Source organism: Ruania rhizosphaerae, from assembly GCF_009805705.1.
GTDB lineage: Bacteria > Actinomycetota > Actinomycetes > Actinomycetales > Beutenbergiaceae > Ruania > Ruania rhizosphaerae.
The window spans coordinates 295,634-313,701 of the sequence record NZ_VSMB01000001.1; the positions used below are offsets into that span (position 1 = coordinate 295,634).

15 protein-coding genes are annotated in these 18,068 nt (G+C 68.6%); 9 read left to right on the plus strand and 6 right to left on the minus strand.

Annotation, left to right across the window (positions count from 1 at the left end; translation table 11 throughout):
* Positions 1-121 precede the first annotated feature (121 nt).
* Entirely contained in the window at positions 122-3,172 is a 3,051-nt protein-coding gene (locus FV560_RS01215) for a glycoside hydrolase family 43 protein (protein ID WP_159618474.1), read from the plus strand.
* An 81-nt stretch (positions 3,173-3,253) separates the two neighbouring features.
* Here FV560_RS01215 and FV560_RS01220 read toward each other — a convergent pair whose 3' ends face one another.
* The gene (locus tag FV560_RS01220) at positions 3,254-4,177 is read right to left on the minus strand and encodes a Ppx/GppA family phosphatase (protein ID WP_159618476.1); all 924 of its coding nucleotides are present in this window, start codon (positions 4,175-4,177) and stop codon (positions 3,254-3,256) included.
* Between the two features lie 304 nt (positions 4,178-4,481).
* Between FV560_RS01220 and FV560_RS01225 the strand changes: the two genes are divergently transcribed.
* The 5 genes from FV560_RS01225 to FV560_RS01245 all read left to right on the plus strand — a co-directional run bounded on the left by FV560_RS01225 (position 4,482) and on the right by FV560_RS01245 (position 8,237).
* A complete protein-coding gene (locus FV560_RS01225; protein WP_159618487.1) occupies positions 4,482-4,937 on the plus strand; it encodes a nitroreductase/quinone reductase family protein in 456 nt (151 codons plus the stop codon).
* Positions 4,938-5,051: 114 nt separating this feature from the next.
* Positions 5,052-6,269: a DegT/DnrJ/EryC1/StrS family aminotransferase gene (locus tag FV560_RS01230; protein WP_159618489.1), complete on the plus strand. Its 1,218-nt coding sequence runs from the start codon at positions 5,052-5,054 to the stop codon at positions 6,267-6,269.
* Positions 6,266-6,973 carry an amidohydrolase family protein gene (locus tag FV560_RS01235; RefSeq protein WP_159618491.1) on the plus strand — a complete coding sequence of 236 codons (708 nt, stop codon included), beginning with the start codon at positions 6,266-6,268 and terminating at the stop codon, positions 6,971-6,973. Before FV560_RS01230 ends, FV560_RS01235 begins: the two co-directional genes overlap by 4 nt.
* A complete protein-coding gene (locus tag FV560_RS01240; protein ID WP_159618493.1) occupies positions 6,970-7,782 on the plus strand; it encodes an amidohydrolase family protein in 813 nt (270 codons plus the stop codon). Before FV560_RS01235 ends, FV560_RS01240 begins: the two co-directional genes overlap by 4 nt.
* Positions 7,783-7,808: 26 nt before the next feature.
* Positions 7,809-8,237 carry a pyridoxamine 5'-phosphate oxidase family protein gene (locus FV560_RS01245; RefSeq protein ID WP_159618495.1) on the plus strand — a complete coding sequence of 143 codons (429 nt, stop codon included), beginning with the start codon at positions 7,809-7,811 and terminating at the stop codon, positions 8,235-8,237.
* A gap of 79 nt (positions 8,238-8,316) precedes the next feature.
* Here FV560_RS01245 and FV560_RS01250 read toward each other — a convergent pair whose 3' ends face one another.
* Positions 8,317-9,417 carry a DUF2330 domain-containing protein gene (locus FV560_RS01250; RefSeq protein ID WP_159618497.1) on the minus strand — a complete coding sequence of 367 codons (1,101 nt, stop codon included), beginning with the start codon at positions 9,415-9,417 and terminating at the stop codon, positions 8,317-8,319.
* Between the two features lie 192 nt (positions 9,418-9,609).
* Between FV560_RS01250 and FV560_RS01255 the strand changes: the two genes are divergently transcribed.
* Positions 9,610-9,924 carry a metal-sensitive transcriptional regulator gene (locus tag FV560_RS01255; protein ID WP_275401868.1) on the plus strand — a complete coding sequence of 105 codons (315 nt, stop codon included), beginning with the start codon at positions 9,610-9,612 and terminating at the stop codon, positions 9,922-9,924.
* A gap of 17 nt (positions 9,925-9,941) precedes the next feature.
* Entirely contained in the window at positions 9,942-10,163 is a 222-nt protein-coding gene (locus FV560_RS01260) for a heavy-metal-associated domain-containing protein (protein ID WP_159618499.1), read from the plus strand.
* Positions 10,164-10,249: 86 nt separating this feature from the next.
* On the opposite strand, the gene FV560_RS01265 is transcribed toward FV560_RS01260, so the two are convergent.
* Positions 10,250-10,675 (minus strand): Hsp20/alpha crystallin family protein, encoded by a 426-nt coding sequence (locus tag FV560_RS01265; protein WP_159618501.1) that lies wholly within the window; start codon positions 10,673-10,675, stop codon positions 10,250-10,252.
* A gap of 185 nt (positions 10,676-10,860) precedes the next feature.
* Positions 10,861-11,517 carry a tetratricopeptide repeat protein gene (locus FV560_RS01270; protein ID WP_235019849.1) on the minus strand — a complete coding sequence of 219 codons (657 nt, stop codon included), beginning with the start codon at positions 11,515-11,517 and terminating at the stop codon, positions 10,861-10,863.
* Positions 11,518-11,664: 147 nt separating this feature from the next.
* On the opposite strand from FV560_RS01270, the gene FV560_RS01275 reads away from it, so the two are divergent.
* Positions 11,665-12,984, plus strand: a complete 1,320-nt coding sequence (locus tag FV560_RS01275) for a BNR-4 repeat-containing protein (protein ID WP_159618505.1) — start codon at positions 11,665-11,667, stop codon at positions 12,982-12,984.
* On the opposite strand, the gene putP is transcribed toward FV560_RS01275, so the two are convergent.
* Positions 12,923-14,461 carry a sodium/proline symporter PutP gene (gene putP, locus FV560_RS01280; protein ID WP_159618507.1) on the minus strand — a complete coding sequence of 513 codons (1,539 nt, stop codon included), beginning with the start codon at positions 14,459-14,461 and terminating at the stop codon, positions 12,923-12,925. The two genes, FV560_RS01275 and putP, sit on opposite strands and share 62 nt — an antisense overlap.
* A 27-nt stretch (positions 14,462-14,488) precedes the next feature.
* Positions 14,489-17,908, minus strand: a complete 3,420-nt coding sequence (locus FV560_RS01285; RefSeq protein WP_159619321.1) for a bifunctional proline dehydrogenase/L-glutamate gamma-semialdehyde dehydrogenase — start codon at positions 17,906-17,908, stop codon at positions 14,489-14,491.
* Positions 17,909-18,068: the final 160 nt, after the last annotated feature.

Genomic DNA, 18,068 nt, shown 5'->3' on the forward strand with positions numbered 1-18,068 from the left:
TCGCTGAGGCAGTCCCCGGCCCGGGCCACCACGCCCGGGCCGGGGGCGGCCGGCCTGCCCACTACCCGCCCTGAACGATCCAGCTCGCGGCGCTCACGCCGCCCTGACCGAGGAGGTACCCATGAGCGCTACCTTGACTCCACCCACCCGGCCACGCCGCCGCTGCGCAACCCGCCGCGCGCTGGGCGCCACCGCGCTACTCAGTCTCGTCACCTCGCTCCTGTGGAGTGGGACCGCCCAAGCCCAGGGCACCGGTGAGCATTCCGAACCCGGCGCGAGCACCGCCGAGCTGTCCGCAGTCGCCGACACACCGACGATCCCGGCCCCGGACGGTTCCGTGTGGACTGACGTCGACGGCGACCCGATCAAGGCCCACGGCGGATCCGTGGTGCAGGTGGATGAGGAGGTCGTCGGGCTCGACATCACCGGCGACGGCACCCTCGACCAGCAGGTGTACCTGTGGTACGGCGAGGACAAGACGCACGCGACCCGGCCCGTGGACGGTGTGCGCGGGTACTGGTCGACCGACCTCACCTCGTGGCACGACATGGGCCTGGTGCTTCCGAGCCACCAGCACTTCACGCTGCAGGTCAACGACGAGGGCACGGCCGTTGAGGTCGACCCGGAGCGGGTCGAGGAGATCAAGGAGACGGCGAACCTCACCGCGCCGACGGCGGAGGTCAGCCAGGAGGAGATCGACGAGGCACGCGCGTTCGTCGAGCCCTACGTCACCGCGTGGGCCGATGAGGATGCCGGGATCGCGGCGGAGTACGACGAGGAGAACCTCGCGAACGCCAGCTACCGACTCAACGGCAACATCAACATCATGGAACGGCCCAAGATGCTCTACAACGAGCTGACCGGGAAATTCGTGATCATCTACCACGCCGACGGTCCGCTCGCCAGCAGTCCCGACCTGATCGAGTGGGTACGCGACGGAGGCCGGCAGGAGAACCAGAACATCGGCTCGCGGTACTCCCGGGCCGAGGTCGGCTTCGCCACCTCCGACACCCCCTGGGGTCCGTTCACCCTCGTCAACACCACCAAGATGAACTGGTCCGACGGCGTCCCGAACACCGGGCGTGAAGGTGACTCTCGGGACATGACCGTCTTCCAGGATGCGGGCACGCGCACGGTCGACCCTGCGGTCGATGACGCCTACGTCGTCTACTCCTCGGAGATGAACAAGTGGATGTACGTCTCCCGGCTCAATGCCGAGTACACCGGGCCGCTGGCCGAGGGCAGTGATGCGGTCCTCGGAGAGGACTTCAGCAACCGGGTGCTGCCCGACTTCAGCCGTGAGGCCTCCAGCGTGCTGAAGTACGACGGCTACTACTACATGATCACCTCCGGCACGGACGGTTGGGCATCGACTCCAGTGGTGGCCTACCGGTCACCGTCGATGATCACCGACACCGAGGCCGTCGTCGGGAACAACAATGGCCATCCCGAGAACGGTCAGTGGGAACGGATCGAGATCGGCAACCCGTGCGTGGGTCTCGCCTCCCGTGACCATGTAGGGACGGCGAGCCCGGCGCGCTGCTTCGACTCCCAGCCCACCTTCGCCATCGCCGTCGACCAGGAGGCGGGGCAGTTCATCTACATGGGTGATCGCTGGATCACCGAGTCGAACGGATCGGCCGGCGAGCGATCCCGCTACGTGTGGGCGCCCATCCAGGTGGACACCGAGGCACGTTCGGTCACGGTGGAGAACGTCGGGGCGTTCGACCCGCAGAACGAGAGCCTGTACTACCCACTCGAGCCCGACACACCGCTGGTGTTCCATGTGGAGCCGGACCAGGAGGACGACTTCGATCCCACCTTCGACGTCAGCGCCGGTGGCCTGAGCTTCTCCGGCGTCTCCGCCGACTGGGAGCTCGACGGTGTGAACTTCTCGACACCAGGGACCTACCGGATCTCCGGGCACGTGAGGGGTGAGGGCGAGTACGCCGACCTCGACGAGCGCTACCTCGAGGCAGCTGTCGTCGTTGGGGACGTGATGGACGCCTGCCGATTGCCCGGCACCACCGTGTCGGCCTCGTTCCACCAGACCGACTGGGGAACCTTCCCCGCCAGCAATGCGTGCGACGCAGACGAGTCGACGTCCTGGTCGACCTGGGCCTCAGCCTCCGGCTACCCGGACGAGGCCTCCTTCACAGCCGAGTTCGATCGTTCCCTCGTGGTCGGCAAGGTCACGCTCCGCAACATCGAGGGCGATCCGAGCGGTGTCACCGTCGAGCACCGCGACCCCGAGACGGGCGAGTGGTCCGCCACCAGCGCCGGCACCGCGGCGCCGGCCGAGAACGGCGAGCAGACCTCGATCGAGTTCGAGCCGGTGACAGCCACCGGGATCCGGCTCGTCATCGAAACCCCGGGTTCCTACCTGAAGATCACCGAGGTGACGATTCCGGCAGCCGAACCGCTCTCCGACGACGCAGCACTGCGCGAGCTCACGCTCGACGGTGTGCCGGTCGAGGGTTTCGACCCCGAAGTCTCCTCCTACGAGGCGCTCGTCGAGGGCTCGGCCTATCCGACCCTCGCAGCCACGGCGGCCGGATCGGCGTCGGTGGCGATCACCCAGCCGGCAGATGCCGACGGCGTGGGCTCGGTGAGCGTCGTCGCCGAGGACGGGACACAGGAGACTTACACCGTGGAGGTGACGCGCCAGGTGGTGGTCGAGGCCGTCACACTGGACCCGGCCGTTCGTGCCGGTGCCCAGACGTCGGCGCAGGTGACCGTCGACCCGGCCGGCGCGGTCCTCGGCTATCAGTGGTACCTAGACGAAGAGCCCGTCGACGGCGCCACCGAGGCGGTCTACACCCCGGCGCCGGCTGAAGTCGGAAGCGCATTGAGCCTCGAGGTCTTCGCAACGGCCGATGGTTTCGTCGATGCGCTCACGCTCCGGTCCGATGCGGTGGTCATCGAGGCCGCGGAGACGGACGAGGGCCCAGGGACCGATCCAGACACCGACTCCACCACGGATCCGGGCACCACAGACCCGGGCGATGACGACCCGGGCGAGGACAACCAGGCCGACGAACCCACCCGAGACAGCCAGAGCGATGAGGAACTGGCAACCACCGGAGTGACCGTGGCCGGAATCGCCGTCCTGGCACTGGCCCTGCTGATCGCGGGGGCACTGCTCGTGCGGCGTCACCGCAGCATCGCCTGACCTCTCACCGGAGGCAACGGACGGGCAGGGCCGGGCCCGTGCCAACTATGGCACGGCCCGCGCCCTGCCCGTCCGTTGCGTTCAGAGATGGTCGAGCCGACGCAGCAGCGCGCCCTCCCGCAGCGCCCACGGGCAGATCTCGACACGCTCAACCTCAAGCGCACGCAGGGTCTCCACCGCCACGACCGCACCGGCGACGATCTGGTACGTCCGCTCAGGCGTGACGCCGGGCAGCTCCATCCGCTGCTCCGCGGGGATCTTCGCCAGCCGCGGCACCCAGTCCTCGAGGAGGCTGGTGCTCATCTGCCAGCGTTGATCCGACCCGTACCCGTTGACGGACATGCCGGCCAGGCGAGCCAGGGACCGGAAGGTCTTCGACGTGGCCACCACGTGGTCGGGGGCGGAACGGGCTGTCACGCGGGCGACCAGCGGTTTGAGCTGGCTGCGCACGGCCGATCGGAGCGCCTTCAGCTCCTTCTTCTTGGGAGGGTCGCTCTGCAGATAGGCCCGGGTGAGGCGACCAGCCCCGAGCGGGACCGATTCGGCGACGTCGGGGATCTCGTCGATCCCGGCCGCCACCTCCAGTGAGCCGCCACCGATGTCGAGCACGAGAAGCTGGCCAGCGCCCCAGCCATACCAGCGGCGGGCGGCGAGGAAAGTCAGCTCCGCTTCCTCGGCTCCGGAGAGCACCTGGAGATCGCCGTCCAGCCGGGAGCGGATCTCACTGAGAATCTCCTCGCCATTGGTCGCTTCCCGGATGGCGGAGGTGACAATCACCAACGTCTCATCCACCGCATGGGTACGGGTGACATCCATCAGCCCGTCCACGGCTTCCAGCAAGGCGGCCCGGCCCTCCCCTACGATCTCGCCATCGTCGGAGAGGTAGCGCATCAGCCGCATCGAGACCCGCTCGTCCACCTCCGGGATGGGCCGGGCGCCGCGGACGACGTCAAAGACGAGCAGGTGGATGGTGTTCGAGCCGATGTCGAGAACGCCCAGTCGCATCTGGACATCGTACGGATCCCAGTGCCGGCGCGCCGGTCATTGGCCTCATCGGCCCGCCGGAGGCAGGGCGCGAACACGCGCGCTCCGGGCTTGGTGGCCGTCGTGCCGGACACGGCGGCACGGTTCCATCTGTAGCGTAGGCGGCCTTCGATTTGTAGCGTAGACGCCCCTTCCACTCGTCGCTTGGGCATCTCGCGCCCAGCACGGTGCAGAGATCCACAACCAAAGCCAGCCTTTCGGCCGATACGCACGGGCCGCCGTCGCGGGCATGCTCGAGGTGCCGCCCAACCAAGGAGCACGCCCGATGCCCAGGACGCCGTTCGTCCCACCACGCCCGATCGTCACCACCGCCTGGAAGGTGCACCGCGCCATCGCCCGCCGCGGGCCCGGCCGCGGCCTGTGGGAACCGGGGCAGCGCAACGCCTGGGGCGCCCTTTCACTCACCACGCTCGGGCGCCGGTCCGGTCGGGAGCGCACCGTGATCCTCGGCTACCTGCCCGACGGCGTCCGCTGGCACACGCTGGTCATGAACGGCTGGGGCGAGGGCCACCCGGACTGGTGGCTGAACCTGCGGGCCCGGCCACAAGCCACGGTCACTCTGCCCGACGGATCGACGCACGCCGTCCTCGCCCACCGCGCCGAGGGCGATGAGCACCAGAGGCTCTGGGGCGCATGGGTCGCACTGGAGCCGGGGATCGTCCAGCTTGCTGCGGGCCGCCGCACACCCACGGAGGTCGTGGTTCTGGCTCCGGTGCGATGACGAGACTCCCGCACTGACAGCGGTCCGTACTCGTCCGGCGGGAACGACCGACGTTCGACAATTTCGGCCCGGCCCGTATTATCGTGAGTACACGGACGGAACAGAAGGGCCTTGATGCTGGCGATCGACGGCGGCACTCCAGTGCGAGCCGAACCCCTCCCGTCACCCTTGACGGCCTCCGGGCGAACCATCGGGGCGGAGGAGGAGCAGGCGGTGCTGCGGGTGCTGCGCAGCGGCATGCTCTCCGGCGTCTGGGGCACCGAGGTGGCCGCGCTCACCCGGGAGTTCGCCGACCTGATCGGCACCGAGCACGCCGTCGCATGCAGCAGCGGAACCGCAGCCCTGCACCTGGCCGTCGCAGCAGTGGATCCCGCCCCCGGCGAGGAGATCATCGTCCCGCCGATCTCGGACATGGGCACCGTCTTCCCGGTGATCGCCCAGAACGCCGTGCCGGTATTCGCGGATGTGGACCCGGCCACCGGCTGCCTGGACCCAGCGGCCGTACAACGGGCGATCACGCCACGCACCCGGGCGATCATCGCGGTGCACCTGTTCGGCAAACCGGCGCCAGTGCACGAGCTGCGCCGGATCGCCGAGGGCGCCGGGGCGCTGCTGATCGAGGACTGCGCCCAGGCCTACCTGGCACCGGTAGGCGACCAGCTCGTGGGCAGTGTTGGTCATATCGGCTGCTTCAGCCTGCAGCAGTACAAGCACATCACCGCCGGTGACGGCGGACTGGTCACCACCGACGACCCGGCGCTGGCGCGGGCGATGCGCCTGTTCGCGGACAAGGGCTGGCCACGCGACACCGGCGAACGCACCTACCTGTCCTTCGCACTCAACTACCGGATGACCGAGTTGGTCGCTGCAGTAGCCCGTGCCCAGCTGCGCAAGCTCCCCGAGGTGGTGCACCGCCGTCGGGAGGGCGCAGCGCGCCTGGCGGACCTGCTCACTGACTCCCCCGGCCCTACCCTGCCCACCGATACCGGCGACCACGTCTACTGGTACCTCCCACTGTTGCTGGAGGGTCTCGATGCCCCGGGCTTGCGGCGGTATGCCGCAGCCCTGACCGCCGAGGGCGTGCCCAGCCTGGCCGGTTATCTCGCGCGCCCGCTGTATGCCGAGCCGGCGGTGCGCGACTCGGCAGCTTACGGCGGCAGCGGCTTCCCCACCCGCGGGGCCGCCGACTACTCCGACGGACTCTGCCCGGTGGCCGAGGCCCTCATCGAGCGCCGCCTGGTGGTCATCCCGTGGAACGAGAACTTCTCGGCTGGGGATATCGACGACATTGCCACCGCGATCGGCCGCGTGCACCAGGAGGTAGCGCCGTGATCGCCGATTGTGATCTGCTGATCGGGCGAGAGGTCACCTCGGGGCTGAGGCAGCCGCCGGACCAGCTTGCCGAGCGCCTCGCCCAGGCAGCGATCGACGGCGGAGCGGTCGCCTCGCTGCGTGCGTTGCAGTTCGACGTGCGCACCGGTAACGATGAGGCGGCGGACGCCGCTCAGCGGTACGGCTGGTGGCCGGTGTACGGGATCGATCTGCGCGACCCGCTGGGCGCCGAGCAGGAGATGGACCGCGCGGCCGAGCACAGGGTGCACCTCCTGCGACTGGCCCCGGGCAGGCAGCAGATTGCTGGGACGGCGCCGCGGCTGCGGACTCTCGTGCGACGTGCCACGGAGCTGGGGATGACGCTGCTGGTGGAGGGCTCCACCGTCGATGTCGGTGCAGCGATGATGGGCCTCGGCGCCTCGGTGGTGTTCCTGGACCAGCACTTCTACGACCTCGGCGAGTTCATCCTGCTGGCACGGGATGAACCGGGGTTTCACCTGAGCACGCGGCTGCTCGGCAGCCCCGGTGCGTGGGAGCTCCTGCTCGAGCATGCCGGGCCGGAGCGGTTGCTGCTGGGGACCCGTGCCGGTTGGTTCGAAGAGCACGCGGTCCTGGACCAGCTCCACGCCAGTGCGCTTGCACCCGAACAGCGTGAGCTCATCGTGGGCGGGAACCTGCGCCGGCTGGCCGGGAGGTCGTCATGATCGTGGACGTGCACGGCCATCTGGGACCGTGGTTCTTCTTCCCGTCCGAGGGCACCGCAGCGGAGAACCTGCGGGTGATGGACACCTACGGGATCGACGTCCAGCTGGTCTCCTCGGTCGAGGCGGTCGCCTACGATCCGGCGGCGGGCAACGCGGCCCTAGCGGGCGCCATCGGTGACGAGCCGCGGTTGCGGGGGCTTTTCGTCATCGATCCACGTGACCTTGCCGCTGCCGAGCAGCAGCTTGATGAGCTGCGTGGGTCGTTCGTCGGCGCGAAGATTCATACCCACTACTCGGCCACTCCAGCCGGTTCGCCGGCGATGGCCGACGCGCTGCGCGTGTGTGCGGACGCCGATCTTCCTGCCCTGGTGCACACGTGGGGGACTGAGATCCTCGACCTCGCCGACACTGTGGCCTCCGTCCCGGGAGTACGAGCCATCGCCGGGCACATGGGCGGCCCGGCCTGGCGCCTGGCCCCCGAAGCACTCACCCGCACCGATCGACTCTGGCTCGAACCGTGCTATTCGCGGCCCGACGCTGGGCGCGTGCGGTGGGTACTCGACCGGGTCGATCCCCGTCGGATGCTGTTCGGCACCGACTCCACCCTGATAGACCCAGCCCTCGCCTTCGGCGCGATACGGGCGGCGCACCTGAGCGCCGAGGAGGAGCGCCTGGTGATGTCCGCGAATGCGATCGACTTGTTCGGCCTCGATCTATGGCGAGGCGAAGAACCGCCGACAGCACTGCACCTCACCGGACCCCTCAAGGACGAACGTCCCGGCGCGAACGGACCGCACGGCGTATCGTGATCAGACACGCTCGGAGGTGAGTGACGATGACGACCATCTGGGACATCGACCCCGATCCCAGCCGGATCAGCGAACTGACAGAGCAGGAGTGCTGGAACCTCCTCGCCGACGCCCGGTTCGGACGATTGGCGTATCGCCTCGCCGATGAGGTGAACATCGTGCCGATCAACGTCGGCGTTGACGGGCATCGCCTGGTGTTCCGCACGGCCGAGGGCAGCAAGCTGCTGGGTATTCACATGAGCGAGAAGGTCGCCTTCGAGATCGACGACGTCGGTATCGAGACGGCTACGAGCGTCGTGGCACGCGGCACGACGCGGGTGTTGAGCGGCGATGATGAGGCGCGAGCTGAGGCAGTCCTGCCCTCACCCTGGACCGAAGGATGGAAGGGCACGGTCGTCGGGATCGACGTCACCGAGGTGACCGGTCGGCGGTTTCAGCTTCGCCGTTCGACGTAGCCAGTACCGAGCTGACGGCTCTCAGCCCATCCGTGCCTCATCTGGCACAGAGTCGCCGAGAGCCGTCAGTTCTGCACGGTCAGGAGCTCGAACGCCGCCCGCGGATCACGGCGGCCGCCACCAGCCCGGCGAAGAGCGCGAATCCGCCGAGCCCGACCAGCACCGGCCCGGCGGGAAGTCCGAGGATCTCCCGCATCCGGGTGACGTGCGTGACTTCACGGTGGTCGCCGGCTTCCGGAGCGGGGGCGAAGGTGAAGTCGGAGACGATCTGCTGGCTGGGGTCGTCGAAGTGCTGGTCGAAGACGGTGAGATAGGCGCCATCGGCCGCCAGTTCTGCGAGCGTCTCATCAGCGGTCTGCCCCGGTTCGAGCGGGCCGGCGAACCGGCGCTCACCGGTCTCCCGGTCCCAGGTCGGATCGGTGCGTTGTACCTGCTGCTCGGTGACGACGTAGGTGCGCACGTACTGCTCACGGGTGGCGGCCGCGGAGATCCGCATCGGGTACAGGAGCGCCGAGGAGTCGAACGTCAGCCGGAGTGGCTGAATCTCGCCGTCCAGCACCTCGGACTCGGGCGCGATCCGCACCGCGACGTAGTACCAGCCCTCGGAGACGTAGGGCAGCAGCGCCTCGGCCACGGCATCGTTCATCACGAAGTCGTGGGCGTCGAGCCAGTCAGCAAGGCCGTCAGCATCACTGGCCGAGAGCACACTGACCTCGAGCGGCCCGAGCGTGACCGTGCTCATGACGTCCACGGAGGAGCCAGAAGGCGCCGAACCGTCGGACCCGCCAGCACCGCCGCCTCCCTGCGGCCACCACTGATACTCCACCTCGACACTCGGAGCGATCATCTCCTCGAGGGCATCGAAGACGGCCTGGTCCGCCAATCCCACATCGGCAGGAGCGGGCGTGGGGATCACCAACGCAGCCTCATCAGCCTCGGACAGCATGTCCAGCTGCAGGATGACGTCCTCGGTCTCCCCGTCCCAGGCGACGAGCGCCTCCTCTCGGTCCACGGCGATGTCGTAGCCCTCGTTCGCCACGGCTGCACCACAGCCGCACGCCGCGGCCGGATCGGGGACCAGCACCAGTCCGGCTGCCAGTGCACCCGCGGCGACGGTGGTGGCAACGGCCCGGCGGGTGCGAGAGGTTCCATGCGCAGGGAAGCCTCGGGTCGTCGTCATGCGATTCACGTTAAGGCAGGGATCGGCGCGAACCCGGGCCTGATGCCGGATCGATACCAAGCTCGAAGTGATCGTGACCATTCCGTTGTGCGACCTGCACAAGACCTGCACAGCGTGGACGAGGGGTAGCGCTCACATACCCTCGGGGGGTACCATGGCCACACGAGACGAGGACGATGCAGGGAGCATGCGATGACCGAGCAGATGGTGGAGCACGACACCTCCACCCACGGCTACACCCCCGAGAAGGAGGCGTACCTCAAACGCCTGCGACGGGTCGAGGGCCAGGTGCGCGGGATCGCGCGAATGGTCGAGAACGACACGTACTGCATCGACGTCCTCACACAGATCTCAGCCGTGACGAAGGCGCTGCAGGCCGTCGGCCTGGGACTCCTCGAGGACCACCTCGCCCATTGCGTCGTCGATGCGGCACGCCGCTCCCCGGAGGAGGGCGCCGCGAAGGTGGAGGAAGCCAGCGCCGCCATCGCACGTCTCGTCCGTTCCTGACACCGAAAGGACCCACCATGACCACCACCACGATCGATGTCACCGGCATGACCTGCGGCAACTGCGTTGCCCACGTGACGGCAGAACTCAAGGAGATCGACGGCGTCTCGGACGTCTCCGTCGACCTGCACCAGGGCGAGGCCTCGCCCGTGACCATCACCTCGACGTCACAGGTGGAGGAGGCAGCCATCCGCGCAGCCGTGGACGAAGCCGGTTACCAGGTCACCGCGATCCACTGACACGACTGACGAGCGCACACGAAACGCCGCGCCCGGTGCAATGACCATGCACCAGGTGCGGCGTTTCGTCGCTGAGACGTGCCCGGTCAGGCGCTCTGAGCCGCCTCGACCTGCGGCGACTCCGTGGCGGCATCGCTGGTCTGCACCTCGATCTTGCGCGGCTTGGCACGCTCGGCCACAGGAATCCGCAGCGTGAGCACGCCGTGGGCGTAGTTGGCGGCGATCGCCTCGACGTCCAGGCCGTCACCGAGGGTGAGCTGACGCCGGTATGAACCGGACGGGCGCTCCTGAGCCAGCCACTTACCGCCGTCGGGCTGGGCGACAGTTCGCTCTGCCTGCACGGTCAGCATGTTGCCGTCGACATCGAGGTCGATCGAATCGGGCGCAACGCCCGGCAGGTCGATGTCGACGACGAAGTCGTCACCGAGGCGGTACAGATCCATCGGCATCCAGCGCGGGCCGCGGCCGGCGAGACGGTCGAAGTCACGGAACGGGTCGAACATCAGGTTCATCGCAGACCTCCTGTGGTTGGTGGCCCCCGTGGGGCCAAGGGCATCGGCGGGCACCTCACCCGCCGTACACCCTGTCCAACGGCGACGGCGGTCCCGGTGTTCCAGAGTTGAGTCACCTTCGCTCAAGGCGAACATTTACCCGCGCCATACCGCCGTTCCTCCGGACCACGGCACTCCGAGCGCCGCTACATCAGACGACGCCGAGTCGCGGCGATCGCCTGACGCGTGGAGGCCAGCTGATCGTCGGGCGCCCCCGCCTCCTGACGCAGTCGCAAGGCCGTGAGGAACCACTCCAATGCCTCGTCGTAGCGATCTTGGTCGAACAGGCTCTTGCCCCCGTGCTGCCACGCGAAGTACTTCATCGCGATGGCGACGCGCTCCTGCCGGGAGCCGGGCTCCGCCGTCACGCACGCAGACTCTGCGGAGTGCAGCGCGCGACGGAACAGCAGGTCGGCCAACGCGAACCGCCGCTGCCACTGCAGCACGTGAGCCAGCCGGAGGGCGGGCCCGATCGCAGCCACCGGCAGCACGCGGACCTGTTCCACCGGCCCGCTCCCCTCACGCGGCCCCATCACCTCCGGCGGCTCGTCGCCCTCCCCCACCAGCGCAGGATCCGACGGCCCGCCGGCCCGCGCCAGGGCTGCCCACCCGACCCGCTCGGCCTCCCCCAGCTCACCGAGCATCCGCAGCCAGCCGATGCGCTCGGCATCTGCGTCCTCGCCGAGTGCGGCGAGCGCCGCTACCCGCTGCCGTGCCGCCTCGACGTCATCGGGCCGGTCCCGCAGATCCTCATCGTCGATGGAGTAGGTGGCAGGTGGAAGTTCGGGCCCCATGGTCGTCATCGTCCCACGACCTGATCGACACAGATGCGTAGAGCGCGGCGCCACCATGCCGCAGAGTGACGCGGCCGTGTCGATCCCGTCAGCGCACGCACCACACCGCCGGTAACCGCTATCCAGGCCGCCTCGCGCCTGGCAGAATCTCCCTCCATGGCTTCAGAGCAGATCCAGACCCCGGTGCAGATCCAGACCTTCAACGACAACGGAGCCTGGTGCTGGTTCCAGGACGAGCGCGCCATCATCGATCCCGTCACCGACACGATGCTGATCGGCTCCGTGGCCGCGGCTGAGGGGGCGGGAGGCCAGGCTCGCTCCGGCAACATCGAACTCGCCGTCGTTGATCTGAGCTCCGGCGCCTCCGAGATCGTGGTGCTGCACGCCAATCTCGAGGCGGACGACCACAACGACCCGGCCCTGTGGATCCGCCCGGACGGCCGCTACCTGGCGATGTACACCAAGCACAAGACGGACAACTTCCAGCGCTGGCGCATCTCCGCCCGCCCCCACGACGCCACCGAGTGGGGCCCGGAGCAGACCTTCGACTGGACCGACCTCACCGAGGGCCGCGGTGCCACCTATTCCAACTTGCACTACCTCGCCGGCGAGGACCGCCTGTACGCCTTCGCCCGTGCGATCAACGATGACCCCTCGATCCTGATCAGCGACGACCACGGCGAGACCTTCCGCTACGGCGGCAAGCTCTTCACCCGGCCGAAGATCGGGTACGTCAACGGCTACACCCGGTACGCCTCCAACGGCACCGACCGCATCGACTTGATCACCACCGACCACCACCCGCGCGACTACGACAACTCGATCTATCACGGCTACATCGCCGGCGGCGCACTGCACGACTCCGACGGCACGGTCGTCGACCCCACGGTCCTCTCCCCCGAGGCCCCCTCCCAGGTGGAGCTGACCACGCTGCTGGCCACCCGCATGACGTTGACCGACTCCCCGCTCACTCACGCCTGGACCACAGACATCCGTCAGGGCCGGGGCACCCAGACCGGTCAGCTCGCTGCCGTGCTCACCGCCCGCGCCCACGATGAGCCGGAGAACAGCAACTACTCCGACCACCGCTTCGTCTATGCCCGTCACGACGGCGCAGGCTGGCAGATCTTCCCGCTCGCCCCGGCGGGGGCGAACCTGCTCCCGCACGAGCAGGACTACACGGGCCTGGTCTCGATCGACCCCTACGATCTGGACTCGCTCTACCTGTCGGCGCCGATCGATCCACGGGACGGCTCAGCGCTGGCCCACCACGAGATCTTCCACGGCCACACCACCGACGGCGGAGCCTCCTGGGCATGGACGCCCATCACCGAGAACTCCGGGGAGGACAATCTGCGACCGATCGCCATCCCCGGAGATCCCTCGACTCTCGCCGTCACGTGGTTTCAGGGAACTATGACGGCATCCCAGCACTACGCGTGTCGGGTCCGGGGGTTTGTCCAGCCCCGACCTTGATCGCCATGAGCTCGCCGGTGTCGTCGAACTCCTTCTCGATCGTCGCGTCGTGCCGGTAGGTGGCGCGGCTGACCACGACCGCAAGCAGGAGACCGACGATGAATCCGGGGAGCAGCTCGTAGATCCCGGTGTCGAACCGGCTCCACACGAAGACCGTGACGGCACCGCCGACCATCGCGGCGAGCGCTCCCCAGTTGGTGAGCTTGCGCCAGAAAAGGCTCAGCAGCACGATCGGCCCGAACGAGGCGCCGAACCCTGCCCAGGCGAAGGAGACGAGCCCGAGGATGGTGTCATTGGGCACGATCGCCATCAGCGCCGCGACAATCGCGACCAGCAGCACACAGGTGCGGCCCAGGACGGTCAGGTGCTTCGGTGAGGGGGCCTCACGGCGCATCACCTTGTACAGGTCCTCCACCAGCGCCGAGGAGCATACGACGAGCTGGCTGGAGATGGTGCTCATGATGGCCGCCAGCACCGCAGCAAGCACGAAGCCGGCCACGATCGGGTGCAGCAATAGCTGCGCCATCACCAACACGACTGTCTCGGGGTTGTCGAGGTTGTTCCCGGTCCGCTCGAAGTAGGCCAGACCCACGAGCCCACAGATGACCGCGCCGACCATCGACAGCGCCATCCACGTCATGCCGATCCGGCGGGCGGACGTCGCAGCCTGCGGGCTGGGCAGGGCCATGAAGCGCACGATGATGTGGGGCTGACCGAAGTATCCGAGCCCCCAGGCCAGGGAGGAGATGATGCCGATGATCACGCCACCGGTCACCGCCGCCCCGCCGAAGATCTTCAGGTGGTCCGGTCCCACCTCTGCCAACGCGGGGCCGATCTCACCGAATCCGCCGAGGCTGACCACCGCCAGCACAGGAACCACGAGCAGCGCCGTCATCATCATCAGCCCCTGCGCCACATCGGTGAGCGAGGCTCCCAGGAACCCGCCGAAGAGCGTGTAGCTGAGGGTCACGACCGCGACGAGCGCCAGCCCGAGGTGGTAGTTGGACCCGAAGGAACTCTCGAAGAACACCCCGCCGGCCACCATGCCGGAGTTGATGTAGAGGGTGAAGAACACGAGGATGATCACGCTGGAGACGATCCGCAGCAGCCGGGACGTGTCCTTGAGGCGGTTCTCCAGGAAGCTCGGGATCGTGATCGAGTTGTTCGAGACCTCGGTGTAGGCCCGCAGTCGCGGTGCCACGAACCGCCAGTTCAGGTACGCGCCGACCGTCAGGCCCACCGCGATCCAGGCATCGATGAGGCCGGAGACATAGATGGCGCCCGGCAGGCCCATGACCAGCCACCCGGACATGTCCGAGGCACCGGCGCTGAGGGCGGCTGCCCAGGGCGGAAGGTTCCGCCCGGCGAGCATGTAATCCTCGTGGTCCTTCGTGTTGCGAGCCGCGAAAACCCCGATGGCGATCATGCCTGCGAAGTAGAGCGCGAGTGCGATGTACAAATACGTCTGATCGGACATCGTCGTCCTTTCTCGGTTGGTGTGAGACTACGCGCTCCGCGCAGTCACCGCCGGGATGTCGTAACGGCGGATAGTGCCGAAGCGGTGAGCGGTGATGGAGACCGCCTGCTCCTTCAGGAACGTCAGAAGCTCGATCCGACCCGCGGCGACCACCTCGTGGGTGTACAGCGCGACGGCTGGTGATCCCTGGGTGAGGGAGGCCAGCTCGGCGGCGGACCCACCGATCAGGCGGATCCTCCCGCCCGTCTCGGCCAGGCGACGTGCCCGCGCGGCCCAGGCTGCGCCGTCGTCGACGTGCAGCTCGGCGACCGTTGCCACATAGTCGGTGATCTGCCGTGGCAGATCGGCAACGACGCTCACAGTGACGGCAACACCGGCCCGTGCCCCGGCTGCCACCACGCGGATCAGCTCCACGTACCGCTCACTCTCGAGCCGCACGGTCACCTCGTCCGGGTGGTACCGGAAGGCGTTGTGCTCGCTGTCGAGCCCGGTGGCATCGCGCACGATGCCGAACTCGCCGGCCCACGCTGCCTCATCGGTGGTGAGGGCGCCGGCAAGCCAGTCACGATCGGCGGCCGGAAGGTCCGCGGCGGCATCGAGGGCCCGGCGACTGATGGCGTCAGACGCCCCGGAGACCGACACCGGCGCATCAGTCCAGGTGCCGAACCCGGTCAGATAGTTCGGTCCGCCGGCCTTCGTACCAGCACCCACCGAGGCCTTCTTCCAGCCGCCGAAGGGCTGGCGCTGGACGATGGCGCCGGTGATGCCGCGGTTGACGTAGAGGTTGCCGGCCTCGACGCGCGCCATCCAGGTCGCGATCTCCGCCTCGTCGAGGGAGTGCAGTCCGCTGGTGAGGCCGTACTCGATGCGGTTGACCAGTTCGATGGCCTCGGTGAGGGTGGCCGCCGTCATGATTCCGAGCACCGGACCGAAGTACTCGGTGAGGTGGAACTGCGAACCCGGCCGGACGCCGTCACGGATGCCTGGACGCCACAACGTGCCGGCCTCGTCGAGCTGCTGTGGCTCCACCAGCCAGCTCTGCCCCGGCTCGAGTGTGGTGAGCGCGCCCAGCAGCTTGCCCTCGGCCGGGCCGATGATCGGGCCGATCTGCGTCTGCTCGTCCCAGGGCTGGCCCACCGGCATCGAGGTGACCGCGTCGACGAGCTGGCGGCGGAACCGCTCCGAGGTGGCCGCGGACCCCACGAGGATGACCAGTGAGGCGGCCGAGCACTTCTGGCCGGCGTGACCGAACGCGGAGGTGGCGACGTCGCGCGCTGCGAGGTCGAAGTCGGCACTCGGGGTGACGATGAGAGCGTTCTTCCCGCTCGTCTCGGCCAGCAGCGGCAGGTCGGGGCGGATCTCGCGGAACCGTTCGGCGGTCTCATAGCCACCGGTGAGGATCACCCGATCGACCGCTTCGTGGCCGATCAGCTGGGACCCGAGCTCGCCCTCGGAGAGCTGGACGTGGCGCAACACCTCGCGCGGGACGCCCGCCTCCCACAGCGCCTCGACCATCACGGCACCGGAACGCTGTGCCTGCGGGGCCGGTTTGATGATGACGGCGGACCCTGCCGCGAGCGCCGCGAGCGTGGACCCGGCGGGAATGGCCACGGGGAAGTTCCATGGGGGCGTGACGACGGTCAGCCGGTCAGGGGTGAAGCTCGCCCCGTCCACGGTCTCCAGCTCGCGGCCACGCTCGGCGTAGTAGTGCGCGAAGTCGATGGCCTCACTCACCTCGGGGTCGCCCTGGGCGAGGACCTTGCCGCACTCGGAGCCCATCACTTCGAGCAGGTCGGCGCGGCGGGCCTGGAGCACGTCGCCGGCGCGGTGCAGGATCTCGGCGCGGCGGTCCGCCCCGAGTTCGCGCCAGGCCTCGCTGGCGGCGACGGCGCCGTCGATCACCTCCTGCAGCTGGGCGGGGGTGTCGATCACGGATGCCTCGACCGTGGCGAGACCGAGCGTGCTGCGCTGCATCTGGGCCCGGACGCGATCGCCCCAGGCACGGTTGGCCGCGATGGCCGGATCGGTGTCCGGGGTGTTCTGGAAGCCTTGCAGCCGTGCTGGTGGCGGCGGCTGGCTCCGGTCCTGGTTGCGGTGCGGCTCGGGGATTCCGGCGGGGATCGTGGCGATGGAGTCGAGGAAGCGCTGCTTCTCCCGCTCGAACAGGGCATCGGTGCCCAGATCGAAGACGGCGGACATGAAGTTCTCGTTCGATGCCCCCTCTTCGAGTCGGCGCACCAGGTAGGCGATGGCGACGTCGAACTCCCGCGGGTGCACCACCGGGGTGTACAGCAGCAGGGCACCGACGTCTTCGCGCACCGCGGCCGCCTGGGCGGTGGCCATCCCGAGCAGCATCTCGAACTCGACACCGTCGGTGACGCCGCGGCGCTGGGCCAGCAACCAGCCGAGCGCGATGTCGAAGAGGTTGTGGCCCGCCAGGCCGATGCGGACGGCGCCGATGTGTTCAGGGCGCAGCGCGTACTCGAGGACGGCCTTGTAGGAGGAGTCCGACTCCTGCTTGCTGCCCCAGGTGGCCAGTGGCCAACCGTGGGTCTCGGCATCCACGCGCTCCATCGGCAGGTTCGCGCCCTTGACCACGCGGACCTTGATCGGCGCCCCGCCACGTGCCACACGTCGGGCAGCCCATTCCTGCAGCCGGATCATCACGCTCAGGGCATCGGGCAGGTAGGCCTGGAGCACGATGCCGGCTTCGAGGTCACGGAACTCGTCGCTGTCGAGCAGGGTGGTGAAGACCGCCTCGGTGAGGTCGAGATCCTTGTACTCCTCCATATCGAGGTTGATGAACTTCCCGCCTGCTTCCTTCGCCTGCCGGAACAGGGGGCTGAGGGAGGTGACCGCGTGGTCGACGGCGTCATCGAAGGACCAGGGGCTGTGCGGGGCGACGGTCGAGGAGACCTTGATGGAGACGTAGTCGACATCGTCGCGGGCGAGCAGGCGGGCGGTGCCGGCCACCCGGCGGCTGGCTTCGTCGCTGCCGAGAATGGCCTCGCCGAGCAGGTTGATGTTGAGCCGGATGCCCTGGTCGACGTCGCGCAGCGTGTCGATGGCGGGCCCGAGCTTGCGGTCCGTGGCATCGACGATGAGGTGACGCACCATGCGGCGCAGCACGAACCTGGCTGCCGGCACCACGATCCCTGGGGCCACACGGCTGGCGACGCCGCCCGCCCGGATGGCAGTGCGCAGATGCCAGGGCAGCAGGCGTGGAGTGAGCGGTACGAGCCCGCGCAGGGCCCGGGCGGCCACAGCAGTGTCTTCCGGCCGGATCACACTGTCGACGAACCCGAGGGTGAAGGCGAGCCCGTTCTCGTCCCGGAGGATGGCGGCGAGGCGCTGTGCGGCCGGATCGACCGGATGAGCCTTGCTGGCCTCCAGCCACCGCCGCACCTGGGCAATGGCGTCCTGCGCCAGTGCCTCATCGATCACCATCTCCGGCTCCGTCGTCACGCCCACCAGCCCTCCTTCGCCTGCAGATCTGTTCCGCTCCGTCTGGCCCGTGCTGAACTCCCGGTCTGTCCGAGCTCCCAGGCAGCCTCGCCTGGTCAACTGAGGACCACCCGGGCCACCTCGATGTCGCCCCAGTGTGGTG